Below are 21,824 nucleotides of genomic sequence, written 5' to 3' on the forward strand. Positions count from 1 at the left end.
GCTCCCTGGCCGCACCCGCGCGCGAACCGGCTAGGGCTTCAAGACCACCTTGACGCAGCCGTCCTTCTTGTCGCGGAAGGTCTTGTAGAGTTCCGGGCCGTCTTCCAGCGTCGCGCGGTGCGTAATGATGAAGGACGGATCGATTTCGCCCCGCTCGATCCGCTCCATGAGCTGCGGCAGGTAGCGCTGCACCGGCGTCTGGGCCATGCGGAAGGTCAGGCCGCGATTGATCGCCGAGCCCATCGGCACCTTGTCGAGCAGGCCGCCATAGACCCCGACGATGGAGATGGTGCCGAAGTTGCGGCAACAGTGGATCGCCTGACGCAGCACATGCGGGCGGTCCGTGCCCATGAAGGTCGCGGTCTTGATGCGGTCGAGCACGGAGTCGGCGCTCGCGGCGGCATGCGCTTCGGTGCCGACGGCGTCGATGCAGGAATCGGGGCCGCGGCCGTTGGTGAGGTCCTGGATCTTGTCGTAGATGTCCTCGTCCATGAAATCGAGCGTGACGGCGCCGCACTCGCGCGCCATTTCGAGGCGCTCCGGCACCGTGTCGATGGCGATGACCCGCTCGGCTCCCAGAAGAAACGCGCTCTTGATCGCCATCAGCCCCACCGGCCCGCAGCCCCAGACCGCGACGGTGTCGCCGCCATGGATGTTGCAGTTCTCGGCCGCCATGTAGCCGGTCGGAAAGATGTCGGAGAGGAAAAGGACCTGCTCGTCGGTGAGCCCCTCCGGCACCTTGATGGGGCCGAAATCGGCATAGGGAACGCGGAGATACTCCGCCTGCCCGCCAGGGAACCCGCCGAGGATGTGGGAGTAGCCGAAGAGCCCGGCCGGTGAGTGGCCCCAGAGCTTCTCGGCCATCGCCTTATTGGGGTTCGATCTCTCGCAGCCAGAATAGAGCCCGCGCTGGCAGAAGAAGCATTCGCCGCAGGAAATGGTAAAGGGCACGACGACGCGGTCGCCCACCTTCAGCTTGGTATTGTCCTTGCCGACCTCGACCACCTCTCCCATGGTTTCGTGGCCGAGCACGTCGCCGCTTTCCATGCCCGGCATGATGCCGTCATAGAGGTGAAGGTCCGAGCCGCAGATGGCGCAGGCCGTTACCTTGATGATGGCGTCGCGCCCGTTCTCGATCTTCGGATCGGGAACGGTTTCGCAGCGGATATCTTGTTTTCCATGATAGCAAAGGGCGCGCATGGGAACCTCCAGATTGCAGCCGGCAATGGTTGCTTTTGAAGCCCCGCGATGGCGTTCGGGTTCCTGCAAAATCGAGGAAAACCCGTCCCAAACATCTTAGCCGCCAAATATTCTCGACATATTTCGACCATATTTCAGAGGTCACCCACCAGATCTATTGCCGCCCAAGCAAATATCCCCTTTGCCGATGAACGAACAATTCCTGCGATCATTGGGACTGCGATCCGGCCCCATGTTCTCGTGCGGGCTGGAAAACGGCTAAAGAGAGGATTTGCACGTGTTTTATCATGACAAGCGACTTCAGTACCCGGTCAAGGTCGAGAAGCCGGACCCGCATTTCGCGCGGATGCTGCAGCAGGCGATCGGCGGGATCGAGGGCGAAATCCGCGTCTGCATGCAGTACTTCTTCCAGGCCTGGGGCGCGCGCGGCCCGACCACGAAATACCGCGACATGCTCCTCCACACGGCCACCGAGGAGATGGGCCATGTCGAGATGCTGGCGACGGCTGTCGCACTGAACCTTGAGCCAGCGCCGCTCCAGGATCAGGAAGAGAGCGCCGCCGACGCGGTGGTCGGCGCCGTCATGGGCGGCGAGAACCCGCGCCACGTGATGGAAGGGATGCTGCACCGGCATATCCTATCCACCGGGCTGGCCGCCTTCCCGGCCAATTCGGACGGTGTGCCCTTCGACATGTCGCATATCTACGCCAGCGGGAACCTCGCCGCCGACATGTACTGCAACGTCGCGGCCGAGAGCACGGGCCGCGTCCTGGCGACCCGCCTCTACAACGCCACCAACGACCCCGGCATGAAGGACATGCTGCACTTCATGATCGCCCGCGACACCATGCATCAGCAGCAATGGCTGGCGGTTATCGAGGAACTAGGCGGGCACGAAGGGACGCTTCCGATCCCCAACAGCTTCCCGCAGAGCAAGGAGCACCAGGAGCATTCCTACGACTTCTTCGCCACCGCCGCGGATGGTTCACCGCCGCCGCAGGGCCGGTGGACGACGGGTCCCTCGCTCGACCGCAAGGGCGAGTTTTCCGTGTTCCAGAACAAGCCTCTCGGCGAGGAACCGGTGCTCGGGCCGGCACGGCCGCACAGCGGAGCCCAAAGCGAGCAGATCGACTGACCACGCGGCGAAGGCTTACGCTTAGCCCGAAATATTCCCAGGAAACGACAGTGGGGGCGACCGATTCGGTCGCCCCCACTGACTAAAAGCTCAGCCGCTCAACCTTTTCTTAACCCACGATACGGCGCGCAATCCCTGTCTGCGCGAGTGTGCGAGAAATAGACGGGAGGCTGAAGCCAATGAACATGCTCATCGACGATGCCGTTCGCGAGGCAGCCCAGAACGCCAGCGCCATCAATTCCATCCTGGTGGTCCGCTCCACCGCCCGGCGCATCGCCGCGCAGCTCGGCGCGAGCGAAGAGGAGGATATTGACGCAGTAGCCCGGATGCTGATCAAGGAATGCGCCCGTCTCGGCGTCGCCATGGAATATCAGCCAGCCGACGCCCTGTTGCGCATCCAGCGCCATGGCGGCGGCGTTCTGCTTGAATGGTGAAGGTTCGCCACGCACCGGCCTAGCATTCTGTTCCAGCAGAAAGGCTGATGAAAGACATTTTGGTGGGCCCGGCAGGACTCGAACCTGCAACCAAGCGGTTATGAGCCGCCGGCTCTGACCAATTGAGCTACAGGCCCACACGCATCTGCCCTAGACCAAAGATCGCCGGGCGGCAAGGTCGGCAGCGCAGGCAGACGAGGTCCGGCGGGCGGGAGATCGGACACCCGGCAAGACCGCATGGACGACTGGTTATCGGGGATATCGAAAGGCAAGAGCGAGACGCAGCCTCGCCGCGCACCCTTTTGCCGCATTCTCCATCGACAACAGGCCTCCACATCAAAGGAGACTGTTTCCGATCATGCGTATCGCCCTCTGCCGCACCCTGCTTCCGCTCGTCATTCTCGCCTCGGCGCCCGCCTGGGCAGAGCAAGGCATGCCCGGCACAGCCGCCAGCTCGCCCAGGGATGTCGCCCGCATCAGCGTCAGCGGCACGGGAGAAATCTCGGTCAAGCCGGATATGGCCGTGACGACCGTGACGGTGCTGCGGGACGCGGACACGTCGCGCGCGGCGGTCGATGCCGTCAACGAGGCAGCGGCCAAGGTTATCTCGGAACTGAAGCAACTCGGGATCGAGGCGCGCGATCTACAGACATCGGATTTCTCGATCTCGCCGCGATACAGCAATCAGGTTCCCTCTCCCGATAGACAGCAGAACCCGGAAATCATCGGCTATGAAGCGCGCAACAGTGTGACGATCCGCATTCGCGATGTCGCGCGGATCGGCGAGGTGCTGGACCGCGTCGTCACCCAGGGCGTCAACCAGGGCGGCAACATCTCCTTCGTCGTGTCCGACCCGGCGCCGGCGCGCGCGGACGCCCGTCGCAAGGCGGTCGAGCAGGCCCGCTCGGCGGCCGAGACCCTCGCCGAGGCAGCTGGCGTCAAGCTTGGCCGGATCCTCTCGATCAATGACGGCGGCGAAATGGCTCCGATGCCGGTCGCCTTCGCGCAGCGCGGCATGATGAAGATGGAGGACGCTTCCGTCCCGGTCGAGGTCGGGGAAAACACCATCCGCGCCAATGTCGACATGGTCTTCGAAATCGCCGAATGATTCCGGCGCGCTTCTGACAACAGAAACGAAAAGGCCGCGAGCGCCGGGCTGGCTCTCGCGGCCCAAAGGAGCATGAGAGGCGGCGCGCCCAAAGGCCCTGCCGCCTCTTCAGCTCAACTGGTCAGCGCATGCGGACCACGGGACAGCCGGGAACGCGGGCGAAGGTCACGCGGGAATGGTGTCCCCAGCGGCGCCCGGCAACCGTAACCGAGCGGCGGCCGACATCAGCCACATGCGCCCGGTTGAAGCCCATGCGCCCTGCCTTGAAGAGGGCATCGCGCGGGGAGCAGGTGCCGCGCTGATAGCGCCGGCCGTCATGACGCGGGCCGCCCCTTCCCCATTCCGCGAGGCGAAGATCGGCGCCCCGGTCGGTCGTGATCGTGATGGAGGCAGAGCCGTGGCGCTCGGCGGCGGCGGCAGGAGCGGCAGCAAGCGTCGTGGCTCCCGCGGCAAGGGCGGCAACGACACAGGCGGCACGGGCGAGGGTCTTCAACATCTGGGTTCTCCTTTGGCTTCCGTCAGCGGCTCATCGGAGCCGAAGAATGAACACACCTTAGGAGGGGCTGGCTGAACGGGACCGGAAGGCACCGTTCATCAACCGTTCAGCGCCCGCCGGCCTCACCCGCTGGAAAGAAGGGCCGCCAGCGCCGGTCGGTCGTAGGCCAGGCTGACGCGCGAGAAACACCCTGCGTCGATATCGAAAAAGAGACCCGCCGAAAGCGCGTAGGATTGCCCCCTCGCCTCCGGCAATCCCGATACGGTTTCCAGATATTCGCCGCGCAGCGTTACCTCGGCGGCGCCACGCGTATCGTTCTGCCCCGTAAAGATCTCCGCATCCGCCATGCGCTCGCGAAAGTATCGGGACCGTGTCACGAAAAAGGTATGGAACGCCTCGCGGCCGATGAGGCGCTCGCCCTCACCGGTGTCGAATACGACCTCCTCGTCCACCAGACGGGCCATCGCGCTCCAGTCGCTCTGATTGAAGGCGTCGATGAAGGCCCTGATCAGCCTGGCGCTTGCTTCCTGTCCCACGAACAAATCTCCTCCGGTCGCTCGGTAGGAAGGATGGCGCCCGGCCGCCTTGCGGCAAGGGCGAGACGGCGCCCGGCGCAGATGCGATCGCCACTGAGCTACTGTTCACTTTGCTCACCCGCCCTTCTCGTTTCGAACATCCGCCGTGGATTTTTTGCGCATTCACCTCTTCCAGACGACCGCCGAGGCGCACTACCGTCGAAGACTTCTTCCTTTCGTCCTCAAGCACAGGTTCGCGATGCCGCTCTCCACTCCCTCGCAGAAGGCCCTGGTCCCCTTCGTCAGCGTGGAAAACATGATGCGCTTCGTCCTTCACTTCGGCGTGGAGACGATTCTGAAGGAGCTGACAGAGGCAATCACCGCCGACTTCGCCCGCTGGCAGGAGTTCGACAAGACGCCGCGCATCGCCTGCCATTCGCGCGACGGCGTCATCGAGTTGATGCCGGTCTCCGACGGGCGCACCTACGGCTTCAAGTATGTGAACGGCCATCCGAAGAACATGGCGGAAGGCCTGCAGACGGTGACGGCGCTCGGGCTTCTCGCCGAGGTCTCGACGGGATATCCGGTTCTGCTCACCGAGATGACGCTGCTGACGGCGCTGCGCACGGCGGCGACCTCGGCCATGGCGGCGCGCGCGCTCGCGCCCAAGGGTGCCCGCACGATGGCACTGATCGGCAACGGCGCGCAGGCCGAGTTCCAGGCGCTGGCGATGAAGGCGGTGCTCGGCATCGAGCGCGTCCGCCTCTACGACATCGATCCGCAAGCGACGGCGAAGGTGGTGCGCAATCTGTCCGGCTCCGGAATCGAAACCCTCGCCTGCGCGAGTTCCCATGCGGCGGTCGAGGGCGCCGACATCATCACCACCTGCACCGCCGACAAGCAGTACGCGACGATCCTCACCGACAACATGGTCGCCGCCGGCATCCACATCAACGCCATCGGCGGCGACTGCCCCGGCAAGACCGAGCTTCACCGGGATATCGTCGCGCGCTCCGACGTCTTCGTCGAATACGCGCCGCAGACCCGCATCGAGGGCGAAATTCAGCAGATGGAGCCGGATTTTGCCGTCACGGAGCTGTGGCAGGTCCTCACCGGCCAGACGCCCGGCCGCACCGGCGAGCGGCAGATCACACTGTTCGACAGCGTCGGCTTTGCCATCGAGGACTTCACCGCGCTTTCCTATGTGCGCGGAAAGCTGGAAGGAAGCGACTTTTATCAGGAGATCGACCTGATCGCCGATCCCGACGAGCCGCGCGACCTTTTCGGCATGCTTCAGCGGGCGCGCTGAGGCGCGGCAAAGGTCCAGGAGAGGTCGAAGCGCGCGAGGAGATCAGCGAGCGGGAGGTCGCGGAACGAGCCCTCCACGAGGTAGCAATTGCGGATGTAACGCAGGAAGTCCTCCCGCAGGCGCTCGTCCGGATGCCATTCATTGAGCCCTGCAATCGCGTTCCGCAGCTCTTCATAGCCGTCGGCATGACGCACGATCCCCTCGACGTTGTAGCAGGCGTTTCCGAGGGTGATTACCTTCTTGCCGAGCATCAGCCCTTCCATTCCCACCGTCGAATTGATGGTGAGGACGGCATCCGCATCGCGGATGAGGTCTCCCGTCACGCGATCGTTGAAGAAATGGATGGCCGGGTTCGGCTCGACGGTTGTCGTCAGCGAGCGCCGAAAACTCGGGTGTTCCTTGATCACGAAGACCGTGCCCGGAACATCCTTGGCAAGCCGCTCGAGAAGCCGGTGGAAAGCGTGCATGTCCGCGACCCAGGGCGACAGGTTGCGGATCTGCATGTCGCTCGGCACCTGGAAGGGCACGAAGACGTAGCGCGGTGGCAGCGCCTCGGCGCTGGTGTCGCCCGGGGTGCGCTTGTATTTTCTCCGGTTCAGCGAGCGATCGGCGATATCGGGCCCGAACTCGGCGGCTTGAGCGCGATAGAAGGCGGGGTCGCGGGGGACCGAATTGTTGCCGTTGATGCCCTTGGGGTCGACCTGAAGCGTTCCGGGGAAGAAGCCGCCCTCGAGATAGACGCGCGCCATACCCGTCTCCTCGGCATGAAGCGCAAGGACGTTTTGCGGGACCAGTGAGCCGTTATACACGATCGCGCCGGTATAGGCGTTAGCCCGGCTGGCGCGCCTCAATTCGTTGAGAAGAAGCAGCGCGCGAAAGGCGACGGAGCGGCGATAGGCGATAGCAAGGGGAGCGAGGTCATAGACCCTCGGCACGGCGATCCTGCGGCGAGCAAGGTTCTCCCGCGCGACAGCGTTGATGGCGCGCGGCACCCGGCCGAGGGCGGCGCGCAAGAAGGTGGCGATGAGGCCGCCGAGGCTGGCTTTGGCCTCCCGCCCGATGAGGCGATGGAGGGAGACCGGGATGGTGTCCGAGACTGCGAGCACCGCATCGGACAGCTTCGGCCCGTGGTCGAGACGCAAAAAGCGGAGAGCAGGGCGCGCGGCGCCGCCCGCCCTCACCGCGTCTCTCACCAGGATCGTCTGCCCATCGCCATTCTCGGCCATGTCCGCCCGCCATTCCCGTCCAGTTCGACAAGGCAATAATCGTTCCGATCGCCGAGCGACAGGTCCAGATGATCAAGCGGCCGCTTCAGCCCCAATCGAAGGGCGCCGATCAACGAGAGAAAGAGTCCGGTCTACTCGACGCCGAAGACCTCGGCGCAGCGCGAGAAGCTGAAGCCTGCCCCGTCGGTGTCGCGCGTTGCCTTCACGTTGGTGATGATGCCCTTCGCATCGGTGGTGATCTGCGCCTCACAGCCGAGCTGCTCTGTGCGCTCCGGACTGACCAGCACCTGGCCCGGAGGAGCAGAGTTGTAGCCCGCGCCGCCCCCGATGTTGATGACGGTTCTCGGGCCGTACTTGGCCTGAGCCTTCTTCTCCTCCTTCGTCATCGTGCGGTACTGCGCGGGGATGGTGCGCTGGGTGTCACCCCCCTGCCAAGTGTAGATGATGCCGCCATTATTGAGGGAGAACTGGCTTACGGGCGGGCCGTATTGGGCAAAGAAAGAGTCGCTCGACTGGCCGATCCAGCGGGATTGAATCGCCTGATTGGCTTCCTCGGTGGTCGTGCATCCCCCGACACCCACCGCCATCGCGATGATGACGACAATCCTCGCTGCTCCCATGCGCGCATCTCCCCGATGAAAGGCCAAGACCTAACCAGCAGGAGAAGGAGCGACAAGTTGGCGCGCCGGAAAGTCACGCCAAATCTGTGGAAAGAGTGGAGGGAGATGACAGCGCGCCGCAATTCAGCCGAAGAGCCGCTCGCCCTGCTCGTCGATCACCTGATGCGCCTTGCGCAACGAGGCCTGAGTCGCCTCGTCCTCGCTCTGGAAGAGGTCGGCGCGAATGAGATGGTGCGACTTCAGCTCGCCCCCCACCGCCTTCTCGATCAGGGCCGCCAGCCGGAACTGCGCGCCCTCGCGCATGGGCGCGGCCTTGACCGTGAAGCCCTTGTAGTCCTCAACGGCGGCGGGCTTGGGCTCGGACGGGGCCGCAGCCCCGCCGAAGAGTTTCTTCAGGAACGACATCAGCTGTCCAGGAAGCTGCGAAGCTTGCGCGAGCGGCTCGGGTGCTTCAGCTTTCTCAGCGCCTTCGCCTCGATCTGACGGATGCGCTCGCGCGTCACCGAGAACTGCTGGCCGACCTCCTCAAGGGTGTGGTCGGTGTTCATGCCGATGCCGAAGCGCATTCGAAGCACGCGCTCCTCGCGCGGCGTGAGCGAGGCGAGAACACGCGTCGTCGTCTCGCGCAGGTTCGCCTGGATCGCCGCGTCGATGGGCAGGACCGCGTTCTTGTCCTCGATGAAGTCGCCGAGATGGCTGTCTTCCTCGTCGCCCACCGGGGTTTCGAGAGAGATCGGCTCCTTGGCGATCTTGAGGACCTTGCGCACCTTCTCCAGCGGCATTGCCAGCTTCTCGGCCAGCTCCTCAGGCGTCGGCTCGCGGCCGATCTCGTGGAGCATCTGGCGCGAAGTGCGCACGATCTTGTTGATCGTCTCGATCATGTGCACCGGGATGCGGATGGTGCGGGCCTGGTCGGCGATCGAGCGGGTGATCGCCTGCCTGATCCACCACGTGGCGTAGGTCGAGAACTTGTAGCCGCGGCGGTACTCGAACTTGTCCACCGCCTTCATCAGGCCGATGTTGCCCTCCTGGATCAGATCCAGAAACTGAAGGCCGCGATTGGTGTATTTCTTGGCGATGGAGATGACGAGGCGCAGATTGGCCTCCACCATCTCCTTCTTGGCGATGCGCGCCTCGCGCTCGCCCTTCTGCACCATCGAGACGATGCGGCGGAATTCGGTGATCTCGAGCCCCGTCTCGGTGGCGAGGTTCTGGATCTCCTGACGCAGCGCCTTGACCTGCTCCTTCTCGTTTTGAACCAGCTTCAGCCAGCCCTTGCCGGAAAGATTGGCGATATGGCGGGTCCAGTTGGGGTCGAGTTCGAAGCCCTGATAGTTCTTCAGGAAGTCGTCGCGCTTGACGCCATAGCTCTCGGCAAGGCGCAGGAGGCGCCCCTCGTTGCCGACGAGGCGTTTGTTGATGTCGTAGAGCTGGGCGACCAGGGCATCGATACGGTTCTGGTTGAGCGACAGGCTCTTCACCGCGGCGATGAGGTCTTCCTTCAGCTTCTTGTAGCTGCGCTCCTGGCTGGGCGAGAGGGTGCCCTGGGCCGCAAGCCTGTTTTCGACGTGCTGGTCCTGGAGCCGGCGCAACCGCTTGTAGGAGTCGGCAATGAGATCGAACGTCTCCATCACCTGCGGACGAATCTCGGCTTCCATCGCGGCGAGCGACAGCGAGTTCTCGAAATCGTCCTCGTCGTCCTCGTCCTCGCCCGGCGCTCTGCCCTCCTCGTCTTCGCCGCCGCCCTCAGCGGGCTTGGCGGCCTCGGGCTGCATCTCGCCCAAGGGAGGAGTCGGCGCGGGCGTCCGCGCCTCCGGCCCGGCATAGGTCGCCTCGAGGTCGACGACCTCGCGCAACATGATGTTGCCCTCGTTGAGCTCGTCGCGCCAGATGATAATGGCCTGGAAGGTCAGCGGGCTCTCGCAAAGCCCGGCGATCATCGTCTCGCGACCGGCCTCGATGCGCTTGGCGATGGCGATTTCGCCCTCGCGGGAGAGAAGCTCCACCGAACCCATCTCGCGCAGATACATGCGCACGGGATCGTCCGTGCGGTCGGCAGCCTCGCGCTTTGGCGTGGTGGCGACAGCGCCCCCGGGGCTAACCTCGGCGAGTTCCGTGGAGCCGCTCTCCTCGGAGCTCTCCTCGGCCTCGTCGTCCTCCTCGCCCTCCTCGACGACGTTGATGCCCATGTCGTTGAGCATGGCCATCGTGTCTTCGATCTGCTCGGAGGTCACATCCTCGGCGTTGAGGACCGAGTTCAACGTGTCCATGGTCACAAAGCCGCGCTTCTTCGCGGCCTTGATCATCTTCTTGACGGTATCATCCGAAAGATCCAGCAACGGCGAATCCGTCGTCTCCGACCGCTCTTCCGCCGTCCCGTCGCTTTCGTTGACCTTTGTCGCCATGGATCGTCTTCTCCAATTGACGCGCCTTCAATCGCCGCCGAAGAGCGGATGATGCCGCATCCGTTCCCCGAACATCTCGCGCCGTTCGTAAATGCCTGGACGACCTTAATAAATTAGATCATCCCTGAACTGGAACAACGCGAGCAGCGCTTTTCGTAAAAGGCGCAGTCTATTCGTTTTTCAAGATCGTTAGCCGCGTGAAATCGGGCGTCTGTTCCGATATTATGCCGAAAAGTCAAGATCGCAGATCAATACCCAGCACCGAAAGCGTCGCTGTGGCGTGATCGTCACGAGCCAAGCGGCGTTCAATTCGTGGAGTCTGCGTCACTATGTCCGTCACATGGGCGGCTCAATACGTTCGTGCGGGCCGACCCGACAAAACGCCGAAACCGTCGATCAACGCCTCGGTCCCTGTCAGATCCTCGATTTCCCGCTTGATTTCCACGATCTGGGCGTAGGCGGCCTCGTCTATGCCCGTGCCCAAGGCTTCCTCGGCCAATTTCAGCTCCTTAGTTAGGGATCGGAATCTGTGATGCAAGTGAAGGGCCTGCCGGATCGCCTCGCGCGCGTCCTCCGGCGCCGCCCCGGCCAGTGCCGGCCAGCATCGCAGATTGCGCAGGCGCGTCTCATAGGCGTCGAAAACACCGCCGAGCCCGCGCGATCGAAGCTCTTCCACAAGGGCGTCGCGATCATCCTCCAGCCTCTCGGCGCAGATGTCGAGCACGCAGGAGCGCAGCCGCTCCAGGTCCCCCGAGGGCAGATCGACGCCAGCGAACTGCTCGAAGGCCTCGTAGATCAAAGTCGGGTGATTGATGAAGCCGATGATGATGGCCGTCGTGCGCCCGATCGCCGGCTCCGGCGTCTTTCGCACGAGGCCGGAGCGGCTGAGACGATCGGAGATGGCCACGCGCCGGCTCGCCCCGCCATGGCGCGGCGCCGGCTCGTTTCGCCGGTATCCCCCCTTGCCGGACGAGCGCCGGGCCGGCTCCGGCGCAGGACCGAAGAAGCTCGAAAGACGCTCCGCCATGTCCTGGTGATAATGGCGGCGCACGCTTTCATCGCCGATCCGCTGGACCGTCGACTTCAGGCGCTGTTCGAGATCGGCGCGCCGCTCGGGCGTGTCGAAAAGGCCTCCTTGGGTCTCGCGCATCCATAAGAGGTCGGCGAGCGGGCGCGCCTGCGAGACGAGAGAGGAAAATGCCTCGCGTCCCTCCTCGCGCACCAGATCGTCCGGGTCCCGTCCCGACGGCAGAAGCACGAAACGCAGCGATCGCCCCGGCTTCAGCAGCGCCAGCGCCATCTCGGCCGCGCGGTGCGCTGCCTTGAGGCCGGCGGCATCGCCATCGAAGCACAGCACCGGTTCGCCGGCTTCGCGCCAGAGAAGCTCGATCTGGCGCTCGGTGAGCGCCGTGCCGAGAGGCGCCACGGCGTTCTCGAAGCCTGCTTGGGCGAGCGCGATGACGTCGACATAGCCTTCGACGAGAATCATGGTGCCGGCGGCTTTGGTGGCGCGGCGCGCCTTGGCGAGGTTGTAGAGCGTCGCGCCCTTGTGGAAGACGTCGGTTTCCGGCGAATTCAGATATTTCGCTGGCACACCGGGCTGAAGCGCCCGGCCGCCGAAGGCGATCACCCTTTCCTGTGTGTCGAGGATCGGAAACATGATGCGGTCGCGGAAGCGATCGTAGGACACCGGGATTTCCGGGCCATGGACGACGAGGCCCGCGCCCTCGATCTCCTCCCGGCCGACGCCCTTGCCGGCCAGGAACTCCTTGAGCCGGTTGCGCCCGTCCGGCGCATAGCCGATGCCGAAGGCCCTTTGCGTTTCAGGGTGAAGGCCACGATCGCGCAGATAGGCCCGTGCCCGCGCGCCATCGGCCTCAGCCAGCGTGGCGCGGAAAAACCCCTGCGCCAGACGCAAGGCATCGAAAAGCGTCGTCCGCCGCTCCTCGCGGCGCTCGGCGTCGGCATCGCGGGCGGGCATCGGAAGCCCGGCCTCGCCGGCCAGCCGCTCCACCGCCTCAGGGAACGAAAGCCCCTCCGCTTCGGTCAGAAAGCGGAAATGATCTCCCGAAACGCCGCAGCCGAAACAGTGGTATCGGCCTTTCGTATCCTCGCAGTGGAATGACGCGGACTTTTCGCCGTGAAAGGGGCAACAGGCCCAGAAATCACCCTTGGCGGGCTGCGACTTCCTGCGGTCCCACGTCACGCGGCGCCCGATCACGTCGGAGATGCGAACGCGTTCGCGGATGTCGTCGAGAAAGCTTGCGGGGAACTTCATGGGTCCTCCGATAGCACGGCGGCCCGCCGATCGGCGTCAAAACAAATTTTCCACATTTTTCCACAGGCAGGACCGCAGGCCAGCCATGCGACTTCTCACAGCGAAACAAAGGTCCTTCCGTTATATAGGCTCGCGGTTGCGCAATAGCCGGGAGGGGCTCATCCCTCGTTCCGGTTTTACGGGAGTCGAAACATGCTCGAAGCGCTCACCGCCATCTTTCTGTGCCAGCTCGCCGGCGAGCTGGTGGTTGCCGCTCTCGGCCTGCCGCTTCCGGGCCCCGTTATTGGGATGGCGCTTCTCTTCGCCTTTCTGGTGATTCGCGGGAGCGTGCCCCAGGGTCTGGAACAGGCGGCAACTGGGCTGCTTTCCCACCTTACCCTGCTCTTCATCCCGGCGAGCGTCGGCGTCATGGTGCATTTTCACCGCATCGAGGAGGACGCCCTTTCCATCGGCATCGCCATCCTGGTCTCGACCTTCGCGACAATGATCGTCGCCGGCTGGATCATGCAGGCCATGACGAGCAAGAGCCGGAAGGACCGCGCATAATGGACACTCTCTCGGAGCTTCAGGACATCTGGGCCTATCTGGCGGCAAGCCCCCTCCTCTCACTCAGCCTGACGCTGGTGGCCTATGTCGCGGCGCTTGCTCTCTACCGGTTCAGCCACCAGTTCGCCCTCTTCCACCCGCTCCTGGTTTCGATCCTCGTCATCGTCGCGGTGCTGATGGCGACGGGGACGAGCTACGACACCTATTTCAAAGGCGCCCAGTTCGTTCATTTCCTGCTGGGGCCCGCGACGGTCGCGCTGGCCGTGCCGCTCTACCGGCAGTGGGACAGGATCAAGCGCCGGGCTCTCGCCATCTGCGTCAGCCTCTTCCTCGGTTCCGTCACGGCGATCGCCAGCACGCTGGCGATCGCCGCGCTCCTCGGCTCGGACCGGGAGATCATCACCAGCCTTGCGCCGAAATCCGTGACGACGCCGGTTGCCATGGGCATCGTTGAGAAGCTTGGAGGGCTGCCCTCGCTCGCCGCAGTCTTCGTGCTCATCACGGGCGTTCTCGGCGCCACAGCCGGTCCTTTCGTGCTGACGCTGGTGGGGGTGACGGACGAACGGGCGCGCGGCTTCGGCCTCGGCACGGCATCCCATGGCCTTGGAACGGCTCGCGCTCTTCAGGAAGGCGAGGCGGCGGGCGCCTTTTCGGGTCTGGCCATGGGCCTCAATGCGCTCCTGACCGCGATTCTTCTGCCACTGATCTGGTCGTTCCTTTTCTGAACGCGCTGCGATCGAGGCCGGTCAAACCCGATGCTGCTCTGGCCGAGGGCATGCGCTACTGTCCGGTCCGACCGAATCGGAGGGTTTTCATGATGGGAGAGAATTTCCAGGAAGGCGGCTGCCGCTGCGGCCAGGTCCGTTTCAGGGTGCGCGGCCGGCCGATGATCACACTGGCCTGCCACTGCACCGGCTGCCAGAAGATGAGCTCCAGCGCATTTTCCCTGAGCGCGCTCTACGGGAAAGAGAACTTCGAGCTGATCAGCGGCGAGCCGGTTCTTGGCGGCTTGCGCGGCGAACTCAAGCACTTCTTCTGCCCAAGCTGCATGAGCTGGATGTTCACGCGCCTCGACAGCCTCGGCCCCTTTGTCAACATCCGTCCCACCATGCTGGACGATGCCTCAGGCTTCCGGCCGTTCGCGGAGACCTATACCTGCGAGGCGATGCCCTGGGCGAAGACGACGGCCGTGCGCAGCTTCGAGAAGTTCCCGGAGATGGAGCAGATGCCGGCTTTGCTCGCCGAATTCGCCGAGAGCGATTTTTAGGGACCGCCGCTAAGGCACCGGCTCCCGTCTATTGTGGCTTTTGACAAGGAAAGCCTTCGCCATGCCATTGAGCGTCAGGCTCCGGCGCCTGCCGGGCATCTACGCCATTGCGCACCTCGCCCCCGGCTCGCCTATACCCGAATGGGCCGACGGCGAGGGCTTCGTCAGCATCAGCCGAACGGATGAGGAGCTATCGGTGGCGTGCCGGCAGGAGCAGGTTCCCGCCGCGGTCCAACAAGATCGGGAATGGCGCTGTCTGAAGCTCGTCGGGCCTTTCGCCTTCGACGAATCCGGCGTCGTGCTCTCGGTCATCCGGCCCATTTCCGAAGCCGGACTTGGAGTTTTCGTGGTTTCGACGTTCGACGGAGACCATGTTCTGGTCAAGGCGGTGGATCTGCCCCAGGTCGAGATGCTGCTCGAAGCAGCCGGGCACTCCATGCTCTAAAAGCAAATCCTCAGCTCAGCAGACCCTTGACCATCGTGCTGGCCTTGCAGAAGTCCATCTGGCCTCTGTAGCGCTCCTTGAGCCTCAGCATGCAACGGCCGACATCACGAAGGCTCTTCGAATCGGTCTCCTCGACCACCTCGCGGCAGACCTGCTCCATCTCGCCGCTATCGAGCTGGGCGGGAAGAAAATCGGCGATGATCGCGATTTCGTCGCGCTCACGCTCGGCAATATCGAGACGCCCGGCCTCCTCGTGGGCGCGGGCCGACTCTTCGCGCTGTTTCATCATCTTCGACAGGATGCGGATGATTTCCTCATCTCCCGTCGGATCGCGGCCTTCCCTACGGTCCGCCTCGTCGCGGTCGCGGATCGCGGCATTGACCAGCCGCAGCATTCCCAATCGGCGCTTGTCCTGCTCCTTGACCGCTGTGTTCAAGGCTTCCGCAAGCTGCTCACGCAACGCTTGATGCATCACCATAACGCCACCACTTTGCCTCATTCGCCTCGTTAGCTGGCGATGTATTGGCAATCCTTATAATCGATTCGAAAGTCGCGGTCGCCGCCTTGCGTAGGGTTCCCCATTCGCCTCGTTTTTGCTCCCACCGGGACGCAAAATCGGCCGAACAGAGTCCGCATTATATCCCAGCGCCTCGGTTTCGTCACCTTACGATGAACGGCGCGGCCGTGTAATGGTTGCGGAGTTCTGACGCAAGCCACTTGCGGAACGGCCGCTGAGCGGCGATATCCCTTTTTGGCTGGCATGGGCTGGCAAATCCACGACAAGACGACGACGCAAGAACACGAGGGCAGGCGATGACCGACGGCTGGACAAAACGCACGCCAACCGCGCTTCTGGTGCTGGCCGACGGCACGGTGATCGAAGGCCAGGGCCTTGGCGCGACAGGCGCGACCGAGGGTGAGGTTTGCTTCAACACCGCGTTGACCGGTTATCAGGAAATCCTGACGGACCCCTCCTATGCGAGGCAGATCGTGACCTTCACCTTTCCGCATATCGGAAATGTGGGCACGAATGATGAAGATTTCGAGGACCTGGTGCCGGACAACGCCGCCGGCGCGGTCGGCGCGATCTTCAGGGCCGACATCTCCCCTTATTCCAACTACCGCGCGGCGTCCGGCCTCGACGAGTGGCTGAAGAAGCGCGGCGTCATCGCCCTCTGCGGCATCGACACCAGGGCTCTCACGGTTCACATTCGCGAGAAGGGCATGCCGAACGCGGTGATCGCGCATGATCCCGAAGGGCGTTTCGACGTCGAGGCGCTGAAGGCGCGCGCTAAGGCGTGGCCGGGTCTCGAGGGCATGGATTTGGCCAAGGACGTCGCCGCCGGGAAGCCGGTCGATTTCGCCGAGGCCCCCTGGGCCTGGGGCTCCGGATATGGCCGGGGCGCCGACGATGCCCGTTATACGATCGTTGCCATCGATTACGGCACCAAACGCAACATCCTGCGCCTGATGACCGGTCTCGGCGCCAAGGTGGTCATCGTGCCGCCGACGGCGAGCGCCGAGGAAATCCTCGCCCATCAACCCGATGGCATCTTCCTGTCCAACGGCCCCGGTGATCCGGCGGCGACCGGCGCCTACGCGGTGCCGACCATCCAGGAGCTTCTGAAGTCCGATATCCCGATCTTCGGGATCTGCCTCGGGCACCAGATGCTGGCGCTGGCGCTCGGCGGCAAGACGCAGAAGATGCACCAGGGCCATCACGGCGCGAATCATCCGGTGAAGGATTTCACCACCGGCAAGGTAGAGATCGTCTCGATGAACCACGGCTTTGCGGTGGCTCGCGACACTCTGCCGGATGGCGTCGTGGAGACGCATGTCTCGCTGTTCGACGGCTCCAATTGCGGACTGCGCCTCAAGGACAAGCCGGTCTTCTCGGTGCAGCATCACCCTGAGGCTTCCCCCGGACCGCAGGATTCGCACTACCTCTTCAGCCGCTTCTTCGAAATGATCGAAGAGCACAAGGCAAACCAGGGTAAGGCTGCCTGAAACTCTGGGCCGGCGCAGCGCGCGGCCAGACAGCCGCGCTTCGTTGCCGCCGGCAACAATCTGGTCAGTTCATCTCGCGCCATCGCCGGTGCCGGCGCACGATAATTCGGCGAGCGATTCGCCCATCCGCCTCTTGAGTATGACAGCGCTCGCCGCACACACTGCCTTGAAGGGCCGGGAGGATCGCCTCTCTGCTCTGTGCGTAGGAAGACCGGCTGGACATGGATCTCAAATGATGAAACCCGAGGAGTTCCGTGCGTGGCGCCGGTCGCTGGGTCTCAAGCAGAAGGACGCGGCCGAGAGGCTGGGCCTGAAGAAGCGGGTGATTCAGTACTACGAAAAGGGTCATCGCGACGGCAAGCGCGTCGACGTGCCAAGAACGGTGGAGCTCGCCTGCCTCGCGCTTTCCCTTGGCTGCGAGCGCTATGACGGGCGCCCCCTGCCCCGCTCAGCAAGCGATCTTCCGACTCTCCAGGCGTCGAGCCGTACCGCGCGGCCCGAGGACTGACGAGCGGTCTTGAATTCAGTTTGGGATTCGCATCGGAAATTCCGCATTTCCGGGGTTCTGCTTCGCCGCGCAATTCCGTATAAGCCGCTTCCAGCCTGAAATCGCGTCAACCTGCGCCTCGACCAGCGCCTTGCGCTGGCCCATTTTTGCGCCGATCGACAACGGAACGAGACGATGCCGAAGCGCCAAGACCTCAAGTCCATCCTCATCATCGGCGCGGGGCCGATCATCATCGGCCAAGCCTGCGAGTTCGATTACTCGGGCACGCAAGCCTGCAAGGCGCTCAAGGCCGAGGGCTACCGAATCATCCTGATCAACTCGAACCCGGCGACGATCATGACTGATCCCGATCTCGCCGACGCCACCTATATCGAGCCGATCACGCCGGAAGTCGTCGCCAAGATCATCGCCAAGGAGCGGCCGGACGCCCTTCTGCCCACCATGGGCGGCCAGACGGCGCTCAACACGGCGCTGTCGCTGAAGCGCATGGGCGTTCTCGAAAAGTATGGCGTCGAGATGATCGGCGCCAACGCGGCCGCCATCGACAAGGCCGAGGACCGCGCCCTCTTCCGCGAGGCCATGGCCAAGATCGGCCTCGCCACGCCGCGCTCGATGCTGGCCAACGCCACGGAAGCCAAGGCCGCCGACAAGCGCCTCCACGAGGAGCGGCGCGCGGCGCTTGCCAGCTCCATCGCCGACGAGGCCGAGCGTGGGGCAGCGCTCGACCGGATGGAGGCCGAATGGCTTCTGGGCGAAGCGGATCGCAAGCAGCGCTACATGACGCAGGCGCTGGCCGCCGCCGCCGAGGCGCTGAACAGCATCGGCCTGCCGGCGATCATCCGCCCCTCCTTCACCCTCGGCGGGACGGGCGGCGGTATCGCCTTCAACCGCTCGGAGTTCTTCGAGATCGTCGAGCGCGGGCTCGATGCCTCGCCGACGACCGAAGTGCTGATCGAGGAGAGCGTTCTCGGCTGGAAGGAGTACGAGATGGAAGTGGTCCGCGACCGGGCGGACAACTGCATCATCGTGTGCTCCATCGAGAACGTCGACCCGATGGGCGTTCACACCGGCGATTCGATCACCGTCGCCCCGGCGCTGACGCTGACCGACAAGGAATATCAGGTGATGCGCAACGCCTCGATCGCGGTGTTGCGCGAGATCGGCGTGGAGACCGGCGGCTCCAACGTGCAGTTCGCCGTCAACCCGGCGGACGGACGTCTCGTGGTCATCGAGATGAACCCGCGCGTGTCGCGCTCCTCGGCGCTCGCGTCGAAGGCGACCGGCTTCCCGATCGCCAAGGTCGCGGCCAAGCTCGCCGTCGGCTACACGCTGGACGAGCTCGACAACGACATCACGGGTGGCGCGACGCCGGCCTCCTTCGAGCCGTCGATCGACTATGTCGTCACCAAGATCCCGCGCTTTGCCTTCGAGAAGTTCCCGGGCGCAGAGCCGATCCTCACCACGTCGATGAAGTCGGTGGGCGAGGTCATGGCGATCGGCCGCACCTTCGAGGAATCGCTTCAGAAGGCGCTTCGCGGCCTTGAGACCGGGCTCGACGGCCTGGACGACATCGAGATTCCCGGCATCGGCGAGGGCGACGACAAGAACGCCATCCGCGCCGCCCTCGGCACGCCGACGCCCAACCGTCTGCGCATGGTCGCCCAGGCGCTGCGCCTCGGCGCGAGCCCCGAGCTCGTCCACGAGGCTTCAAAGATCGATCCCTGGTTCATCGCGCGCATCAAGGCGCTCATCGATCTCGAGGCCCGTATCAAGGAGCACGGCCTGCCCCAGGACGAGCAGAACCTGCGCTTCCTGAAGGCGGCGGGCTTCTCGGATGCGCGCCTGGCCAGCCTCGCCCACACCGACCAGGCCAAGGTCCGCGCGCTTCGCGAGCGGCTGGGCGTGCGGCCGGTCTACAAGCGCATCGACACCTGCGCGGCCGAGTTCGCCTCCCCGACCCCCTACATGTACTCGACCTACGAACGCCCCTTCGCCGGCGCGACGCGCAGCGAGGCCGAGGTGTCGGATCGCCGGAAGGTGGTGATCCTCGGTGGCGGACCGAACCGTATCGGCCAGGGCATCGAGTTCGATTATTGCTGCTGCCATGCCGCCTTCGCGCTGAAAGACGCGGACTTCGAGGCGATCATGGTCAACTGCAACCCGGAGACCGTGTCGACCGACTACGACACCTCCGATCGCCTCTACTTCGAGCCGCTGACCGTCGAGGACGTCCTTGAGATCCTCCATGCCGAGAAGCAGCGCGGCACGCTCCATGGCGTCATCGTGCAGTTCGGCGGCCAGACGCCGCTGAAGCTCGCCAATGCGCTGGAGCAGGCGGGCATCCCGATTCTCGGCACGGCGCCCGACATGATCGACCTTGCGGAGGATCGCGACCGCTTCCAGCGCCTGCTGACGAAGCTCGGCCTGCTTCAGCCCAAGAACGGCATCGCCTATTCGGTGGAGCAGGCGCGCCTGGTGGCGGCCGAGCTCGGTTTCCCGCTGGTGGTGCGCCCGTCCTACGTGCTCGGCGGGCGGGCGATGCAGATCATCCGCGACGAGGCGACCCTCTCCAACTACCTGCTCGGCACCGTGCCGGAGCTGGTTCCGGAGGAGATCAAGGCGCGCTATCCCAACGACAAGACCGGGCAGATCAACACCCTGCTCGGCAAGAACCCGCTGCTCTTCGACTCCTATCTCGCCAACGCGACCGAGGTCGACGTCGACTGCCTGTCGGATGGCGGCAATGTCTACGTTGCCGGGATCATGGAGCACATCGAGGAAGCCGGCATCCACTCGGGCGATTCGGCCTGCTCGCTGCCGGTCCACTCGCTGAGCGAGGAGATCGTCGCCGAGATGCGGCGCCAGACCGAAGTGCTGGCCCGCGCGCTGGCGGTCGGCGGCCTGATGAACGTCCAGTACGCCATCAAGGATGGCGAGATCTACGTTCTCGAGGTGAACCCGCGCGCCTCGCGCACCGTGCCGTTCGTCGCCAAGACCATCGGCGCGCCAATCGCCAAGGTGGCGGCGCGCATCATGGCCGGCGAGGATCTTCACAAGGCGTTCTCGGCCTATGGCGGCGTTCCGTCGGATGGGCCGCTCGGCCACATCGCGGTCAAGGAAGCGGTGTTCCCCTTCGCCCGCTTCCCCGGCGTCGACACGCTGCTCGGGCCCGAGATGCGCTCGACGGGCGAGGTCATGGGCCTCGACCGCGACTATGCGCTGGCTTTCGCCAAGTCGCAGCTCGGCTCAGGCACGGACCTGCCTCTGGAAGGCACGGTCTTCATCTCCGTCCGGGACGAGGACAAGGCCCGCATCCTGCCGGCGGTGCGCACGCTCCACGACTTCGGCTTCCGCATCTGGGCAACCAGCGGCACCCAGCGCTATCTCGAAAGCGAGGGCGTTCCGGCGGAGAAGATCAACAAGGTGCTCGAAGGCCGCCCGCATATCGAGGACGCGATTCGCAATCGTCAGGTCCATCTCGTGTTCAACACGACGGGCGGAGCCAAGACGGTGTCGGATTCGCGCTCGCTGCGCCGGGCGGCTCTGATCCACAAGGTGCCCTACTACACGACGCTGGCGGGCATGGCGGCCGCGGTCCAGGCGATCGAGGCTCTGCGAGCCGGCAGCCTTGAAGTCAGATCGCTCCAATCCTATTTTGTTCGGGCCTGAGATGTTGGCCGCGACCGCTGGACGGCCGCGGCCCATCGATTGTAACCTTCGTGCGCTGGTTCCGACCGTTCGGTCGGGGCCGGCTTGTTTTTATCGGTCGCGTCCGCGCGGCCTGCGTTTGGGAAGAGCAGGATTCCGGCCCTGGCCGGACTTCTGGGAAGGATCAAGGCATGGAAAAGGTTCCGATGACCGTGAGCGGCTTCGAAACGCTCAAGGAAGAACTTCGCCGCCGTCAACAGGAAGAGCGTCCCCGGATCATCCAGGCGATCGCCGAGGCGCGTTCTCATGGCGACCTTTCCGAAAATGCCGAATATCATGCGGCCAAGGAGTCGCAGAGCCTGAACGAAGGTCGCATAGCCGAGCTCGAGGATCTGACGGCGCGTGCCGAGGTCATCGACGTTTCCAAGCTCTCCGGCGACAAGATCAAATTCGGCGCCAAGGTCACGCTGGTGGATGAGGACACAGAGGAAGAGAAGGTCTACCAGATCGTCGGCGATCAGGAGGCCGACGTGAAGTCCGGCCGCATCTCCATTTCTTCGCCCATCGCCCGCGCCCTGATCGGCAAGAGCGAGGGCGATTCGGTCGAAGTGTCGGCTCCGGGCGGCGCCCGCTCCTACGAGATTATGTCCGTCACCTGGGGCTGAGCGACCGGCAAA

General features: G+C 64.3%; 21 protein-coding genes and 1 tRNA gene. 12 read left to right on the forward strand and 10 right to left on the reverse strand.

What is annotated here, in order from left to right; all coding sequences use genetic code 11:
* Window positions 1–30: 30 nt before the first annotated feature.
* On the reverse strand, window positions 31–1,200 hold the full coding sequence (locus B5D38_RS06795) for a zinc-dependent alcohol dehydrogenase (protein WP_078707654.1): 1,170 nt from the start codon (window positions 1,198–1,200) through the stop codon (window positions 31–33).
* 277 nt (window positions 1,201–1,477) lie between these two features.
* Between B5D38_RS06795 and B5D38_RS06800 the strand changes: the two genes are divergently transcribed.
* Both B5D38_RS06800 and B5D38_RS06805 read left to right on the forward strand, forming a co-directional pair.
* Window positions 1,478–2,335 carry a manganese catalase family protein gene (locus B5D38_RS06800; protein WP_078707655.1) on the forward strand — a complete coding sequence of 286 codons (858 nt, stop codon included), beginning with the start codon at window positions 1,478–1,480 and terminating at the stop codon, window positions 2,333–2,335.
* A 179-nt stretch (window positions 2,336–2,514) separates the two neighbouring features.
* Complete coding sequence (locus B5D38_RS06805; protein ID WP_078707656.1) at window positions 2,515–2,769, forward strand: hypothetical protein; 255 nt, start codon at window positions 2,515–2,517, stop codon at window positions 2,767–2,769.
* A gap of 60 nt (window positions 2,770–2,829) precedes the next feature.
* Here B5D38_RS06805 and B5D38_RS06810 read toward each other — a convergent pair.
* Window positions 2,830–2,906 (reverse strand) — tRNA-Ile (locus B5D38_RS06810).
* Window positions 2,907–3,127: 221 nt separating this feature from the next.
* Here B5D38_RS06810 and B5D38_RS06815 point away from each other — a divergent pair.
* Complete coding sequence (locus B5D38_RS06815) at window positions 3,128–3,877, forward strand: SIMPL domain-containing protein (protein ID WP_078707657.1); 750 nt, start codon at window positions 3,128–3,130, stop codon at window positions 3,875–3,877.
* 121 nt (window positions 3,878–3,998) lie between these two features.
* On the opposite strand, the gene B5D38_RS06820 is transcribed toward B5D38_RS06815, so the two are convergent.
* Both B5D38_RS06820 and B5D38_RS06825 read right to left on the reverse strand, forming a co-directional pair.
* A complete protein-coding gene (locus B5D38_RS06820) occupies window positions 3,999–4,373 on the reverse strand; it encodes a hypothetical protein (protein WP_078707658.1) in 375 nt (124 codons plus the stop codon).
* A gap of 122 nt (window positions 4,374–4,495) precedes the next feature.
* Window positions 4,496–4,909, reverse strand: coding sequence for a nuclear transport factor 2 family protein (locus B5D38_RS06825; RefSeq protein WP_165690805.1), 414 nt, complete (start codon window positions 4,907–4,909; stop codon window positions 4,496–4,498).
* A gap of 238 nt (window positions 4,910–5,147) precedes the next feature.
* On the opposite strand from B5D38_RS06825, the gene B5D38_RS06830 reads away from it, so the two are divergent.
* Window positions 5,148–6,197 carry an ornithine cyclodeaminase gene (locus B5D38_RS06830; protein WP_078707898.1) on the forward strand — a complete coding sequence of 350 codons (1,050 nt, stop codon included), beginning with the start codon at window positions 5,148–5,150 and terminating at the stop codon, window positions 6,195–6,197.
* On the opposite strand, the gene B5D38_RS06835 is transcribed toward B5D38_RS06830, so the two are convergent.
* The 5 genes from B5D38_RS06835 to dnaG form a co-directional block, all read right to left on the reverse strand.
* The gene (locus B5D38_RS06835; protein ID WP_078707660.1) at window positions 6,182–7,423 is read right to left on the reverse strand and encodes a capsular polysaccharide export protein, LipB/KpsS family; all 1,242 of its coding nucleotides are present in this window, start codon (window positions 7,421–7,423) and stop codon (window positions 6,182–6,184) included. The genes B5D38_RS06830 and B5D38_RS06835 overlap by 16 nt on opposite strands.
* A 131-nt stretch (window positions 7,424–7,554) precedes the next feature.
* On the reverse strand, window positions 7,555–8,043 hold the full coding sequence (locus tag B5D38_RS06840) for a hypothetical protein (RefSeq protein WP_078707661.1): 489 nt from the start codon (window positions 8,041–8,043) through the stop codon (window positions 7,555–7,557).
* A gap of 123 nt (window positions 8,044–8,166) precedes the next feature.
* Window positions 8,167–8,448 (reverse strand): HlyU family transcriptional regulator, encoded by a 282-nt coding sequence (locus tag B5D38_RS06845; RefSeq protein WP_078707662.1) that lies wholly within the window; start codon window positions 8,446–8,448, stop codon window positions 8,167–8,169.
* Complete coding sequence (gene rpoD / locus B5D38_RS06850) at window positions 8,448–10,448, reverse strand: RNA polymerase sigma factor RpoD (RefSeq protein ID WP_078707663.1); 2,001 nt, start codon at window positions 10,446–10,448, stop codon at window positions 8,448–8,450. The genes B5D38_RS06845 and rpoD overlap by 1 nt, the downstream gene beginning before the upstream one ends.
* Before the next feature lie 349 nt (window positions 10,449–10,797).
* Complete coding sequence (gene dnaG, locus B5D38_RS06855) at window positions 10,798–12,726, reverse strand: DNA primase (protein ID WP_078707664.1); 1,929 nt, start codon at window positions 12,724–12,726, stop codon at window positions 10,798–10,800.
* 192 nt (window positions 12,727–12,918) lie between these two features.
* Between dnaG and B5D38_RS06860 the strand changes: the two genes are divergently transcribed.
* From B5D38_RS06860 to B5D38_RS06875, 4 genes are all read left to right on the forward strand, one after another.
* A complete protein-coding gene (locus tag B5D38_RS06860) occupies window positions 12,919–13,272 on the forward strand; it encodes a CidA/LrgA family protein (protein ID WP_078707665.1) in 354 nt (117 codons plus the stop codon).
* On the forward strand, window positions 13,272–13,997 hold the full coding sequence (locus B5D38_RS06865) for an LrgB family protein (protein ID WP_078707666.1): 726 nt from the start codon (window positions 13,272–13,274) through the stop codon (window positions 13,995–13,997). Before B5D38_RS06860 ends, B5D38_RS06865 begins: the two co-directional genes overlap by 1 nt.
* Before the next feature lie 89 nt (window positions 13,998–14,086).
* Window positions 14,087–14,539 (forward strand): GFA family protein, encoded by a 453-nt coding sequence (locus B5D38_RS06870; RefSeq protein ID WP_078707667.1) that lies wholly within the window; start codon window positions 14,087–14,089, stop codon window positions 14,537–14,539.
* Window positions 14,540–14,600: 61 nt separating this feature from the next.
* On the forward strand, window positions 14,601–14,984 hold the full coding sequence (locus B5D38_RS06875) for an ACT domain-containing protein (protein ID WP_078707668.1): 384 nt from the start codon (window positions 14,601–14,603) through the stop codon (window positions 14,982–14,984).
* A gap of 10 nt (window positions 14,985–14,994) precedes the next feature.
* Here the strand turns inward: B5D38_RS06875 and B5D38_RS06880 are convergent, their stop codons facing one another.
* Window positions 14,995–15,456 carry a GatB/YqeY domain-containing protein gene (locus B5D38_RS06880; protein ID WP_078707899.1) on the reverse strand — a complete coding sequence of 154 codons (462 nt, stop codon included), beginning with the start codon at window positions 15,454–15,456 and terminating at the stop codon, window positions 14,995–14,997.
* A gap of 341 nt (window positions 15,457–15,797) precedes the next feature.
* Here B5D38_RS06880 and carA point away from each other — a divergent pair, with 341 nt between their 5' ends.
* The 4 genes from carA to greA all read left to right on the forward strand — a co-directional run bounded on the left by carA (window position 15,798) and on the right by greA (window position 21,812).
* A complete protein-coding gene (carA, locus tag B5D38_RS06885; RefSeq protein ID WP_078707669.1) occupies window positions 15,798–16,991 on the forward strand; it encodes a glutamine-hydrolyzing carbamoyl-phosphate synthase small subunit in 1,194 nt (397 codons plus the stop codon).
* Between the two features lie 232 nt (window positions 16,992–17,223).
* Window positions 17,224–17,499 (forward strand): helix-turn-helix domain-containing protein, encoded by a 276-nt coding sequence (locus B5D38_RS06890; protein ID WP_342587348.1) that lies wholly within the window; start codon window positions 17,224–17,226, stop codon window positions 17,497–17,499.
* Between the two features lie 174 nt (window positions 17,500–17,673).
* Window positions 17,674–21,168: a carbamoyl-phosphate synthase large subunit gene (carB, locus tag B5D38_RS06895; RefSeq protein WP_078707670.1), complete on the forward strand. Its 3,495-nt coding sequence runs from the start codon at window positions 17,674–17,676 to the stop codon at window positions 21,166–21,168.
* Between the two features lie 170 nt (window positions 21,169–21,338).
* Window positions 21,339–21,812, forward strand: coding sequence for a transcription elongation factor GreA (gene greA, locus B5D38_RS06900; RefSeq protein ID WP_078707671.1), 474 nt, complete (start codon window positions 21,339–21,341; stop codon window positions 21,810–21,812).
* The last annotated feature ends 12 nt before the right edge of the window (window positions 21,813–21,824 follow it).

Origin of the sequence: Consotaella salsifontis, assembly GCF_900167365.1 — a bacterium.
GTDB lineage: Bacteria > Pseudomonadota > Alphaproteobacteria > Rhizobiales > Rhizobiaceae > Consotaella > Consotaella salsifontis.

Excerpts from the sequence above, each read along its gene's own strand:
- carA (WP_078707669.1), top strand. The coding sequence starts at position 15,798 with ATGACCGACGGCTGGACAAAACGCACGCCAACCGCGCTTCTGGTGCTG.
- B5D38_RS06805 (WP_078707656.1), top strand. The coding sequence starts at position 2,515 with ATGAACATGCTCATCGACGATGCCGTTCGCGAGGCAGCCCAGAACGCC.
- B5D38_RS06820 (WP_078707658.1), bottom strand. The coding sequence starts at position 4,373 with ATGTTGAAGACCCTCGCCCGTGCCGCCTGTGTCGTTGCCGCCCTTGCC.
- B5D38_RS06860 (WP_078707665.1), top strand. The coding sequence starts at position 12,919 with ATGCTCGAAGCGCTCACCGCCATCTTTCTGTGCCAGCTCGCCGGCGAG.
- B5D38_RS06875 (WP_078707668.1), top strand. The coding sequence starts at position 14,601 with ATGCCATTGAGCGTCAGGCTCCGGCGCCTGCCGGGCATCTACGCCATT.
- B5D38_RS06845 (WP_078707662.1), bottom strand. The coding sequence starts at position 8,448 with ATGTCGTTCCTGAAGAAACTCTTCGGCGGGGCTGCGGCCCCGTCCGAG.
- carB (WP_078707670.1), top strand. The coding sequence starts at position 17,674 with ATGCCGAAGCGCCAAGACCTCAAGTCCATCCTCATCATCGGCGCGGGG.
- dnaG (WP_078707664.1), bottom strand. The coding sequence starts at position 12,726 with ATGAAGTTCCCCGCAAGCTTTCTCGACGACATCCGCGAACGCGTTCGC.
- B5D38_RS06865 (WP_078707666.1), top strand. The coding sequence starts at position 13,272 with ATGGACACTCTCTCGGAGCTTCAGGACATCTGGGCCTATCTGGCGGCA.
- B5D38_RS06840 (WP_078707661.1), bottom strand. The coding sequence starts at position 8,043 with ATGGGAGCAGCGAGGATTGTCGTCATCATCGCGATGGCGGTGGGTGTC.
- B5D38_RS06890 (WP_342587348.1), top strand. The coding sequence starts at position 17,224 with ATGATGAAACCCGAGGAGTTCCGTGCGTGGCGCCGGTCGCTGGGTCTC.
- rpoD (WP_078707663.1), bottom strand. The coding sequence starts at position 10,448 with ATGGCGACAAAGGTCAACGAAAGCGACGGGACGGCGGAAGAGCGGTCG.
- B5D38_RS06815 (WP_078707657.1), top strand. The coding sequence starts at position 3,128 with ATGCGTATCGCCCTCTGCCGCACCCTGCTTCCGCTCGTCATTCTCGCC.
- B5D38_RS06880 (WP_078707899.1), bottom strand. The coding sequence starts at position 15,456 with ATGCATCAAGCGTTGCGTGAGCAGCTTGCGGAAGCCTTGAACACAGCG.
- greA (WP_078707671.1), top strand. The coding sequence starts at position 21,339 with ATGGAAAAGGTTCCGATGACCGTGAGCGGCTTCGAAACGCTCAAGGAA.
- B5D38_RS06830 (WP_078707898.1), top strand. The coding sequence starts at position 5,148 with ATGCCGCTCTCCACTCCCTCGCAGAAGGCCCTGGTCCCCTTCGTCAGC.
- B5D38_RS06835 (WP_078707660.1), bottom strand. The coding sequence starts at position 7,423 with ATGGCCGAGAATGGCGATGGGCAGACGATCCTGGTGAGAGACGCGGTG.
- B5D38_RS06870 (WP_078707667.1), top strand. The coding sequence starts at position 14,087 with ATGATGGGAGAGAATTTCCAGGAAGGCGGCTGCCGCTGCGGCCAGGTC.
- B5D38_RS06795 (WP_078707654.1), bottom strand. The coding sequence starts at position 1,200 with ATGCGCGCCCTTTGCTATCATGGAAAACAAGATATCCGCTGCGAAACC.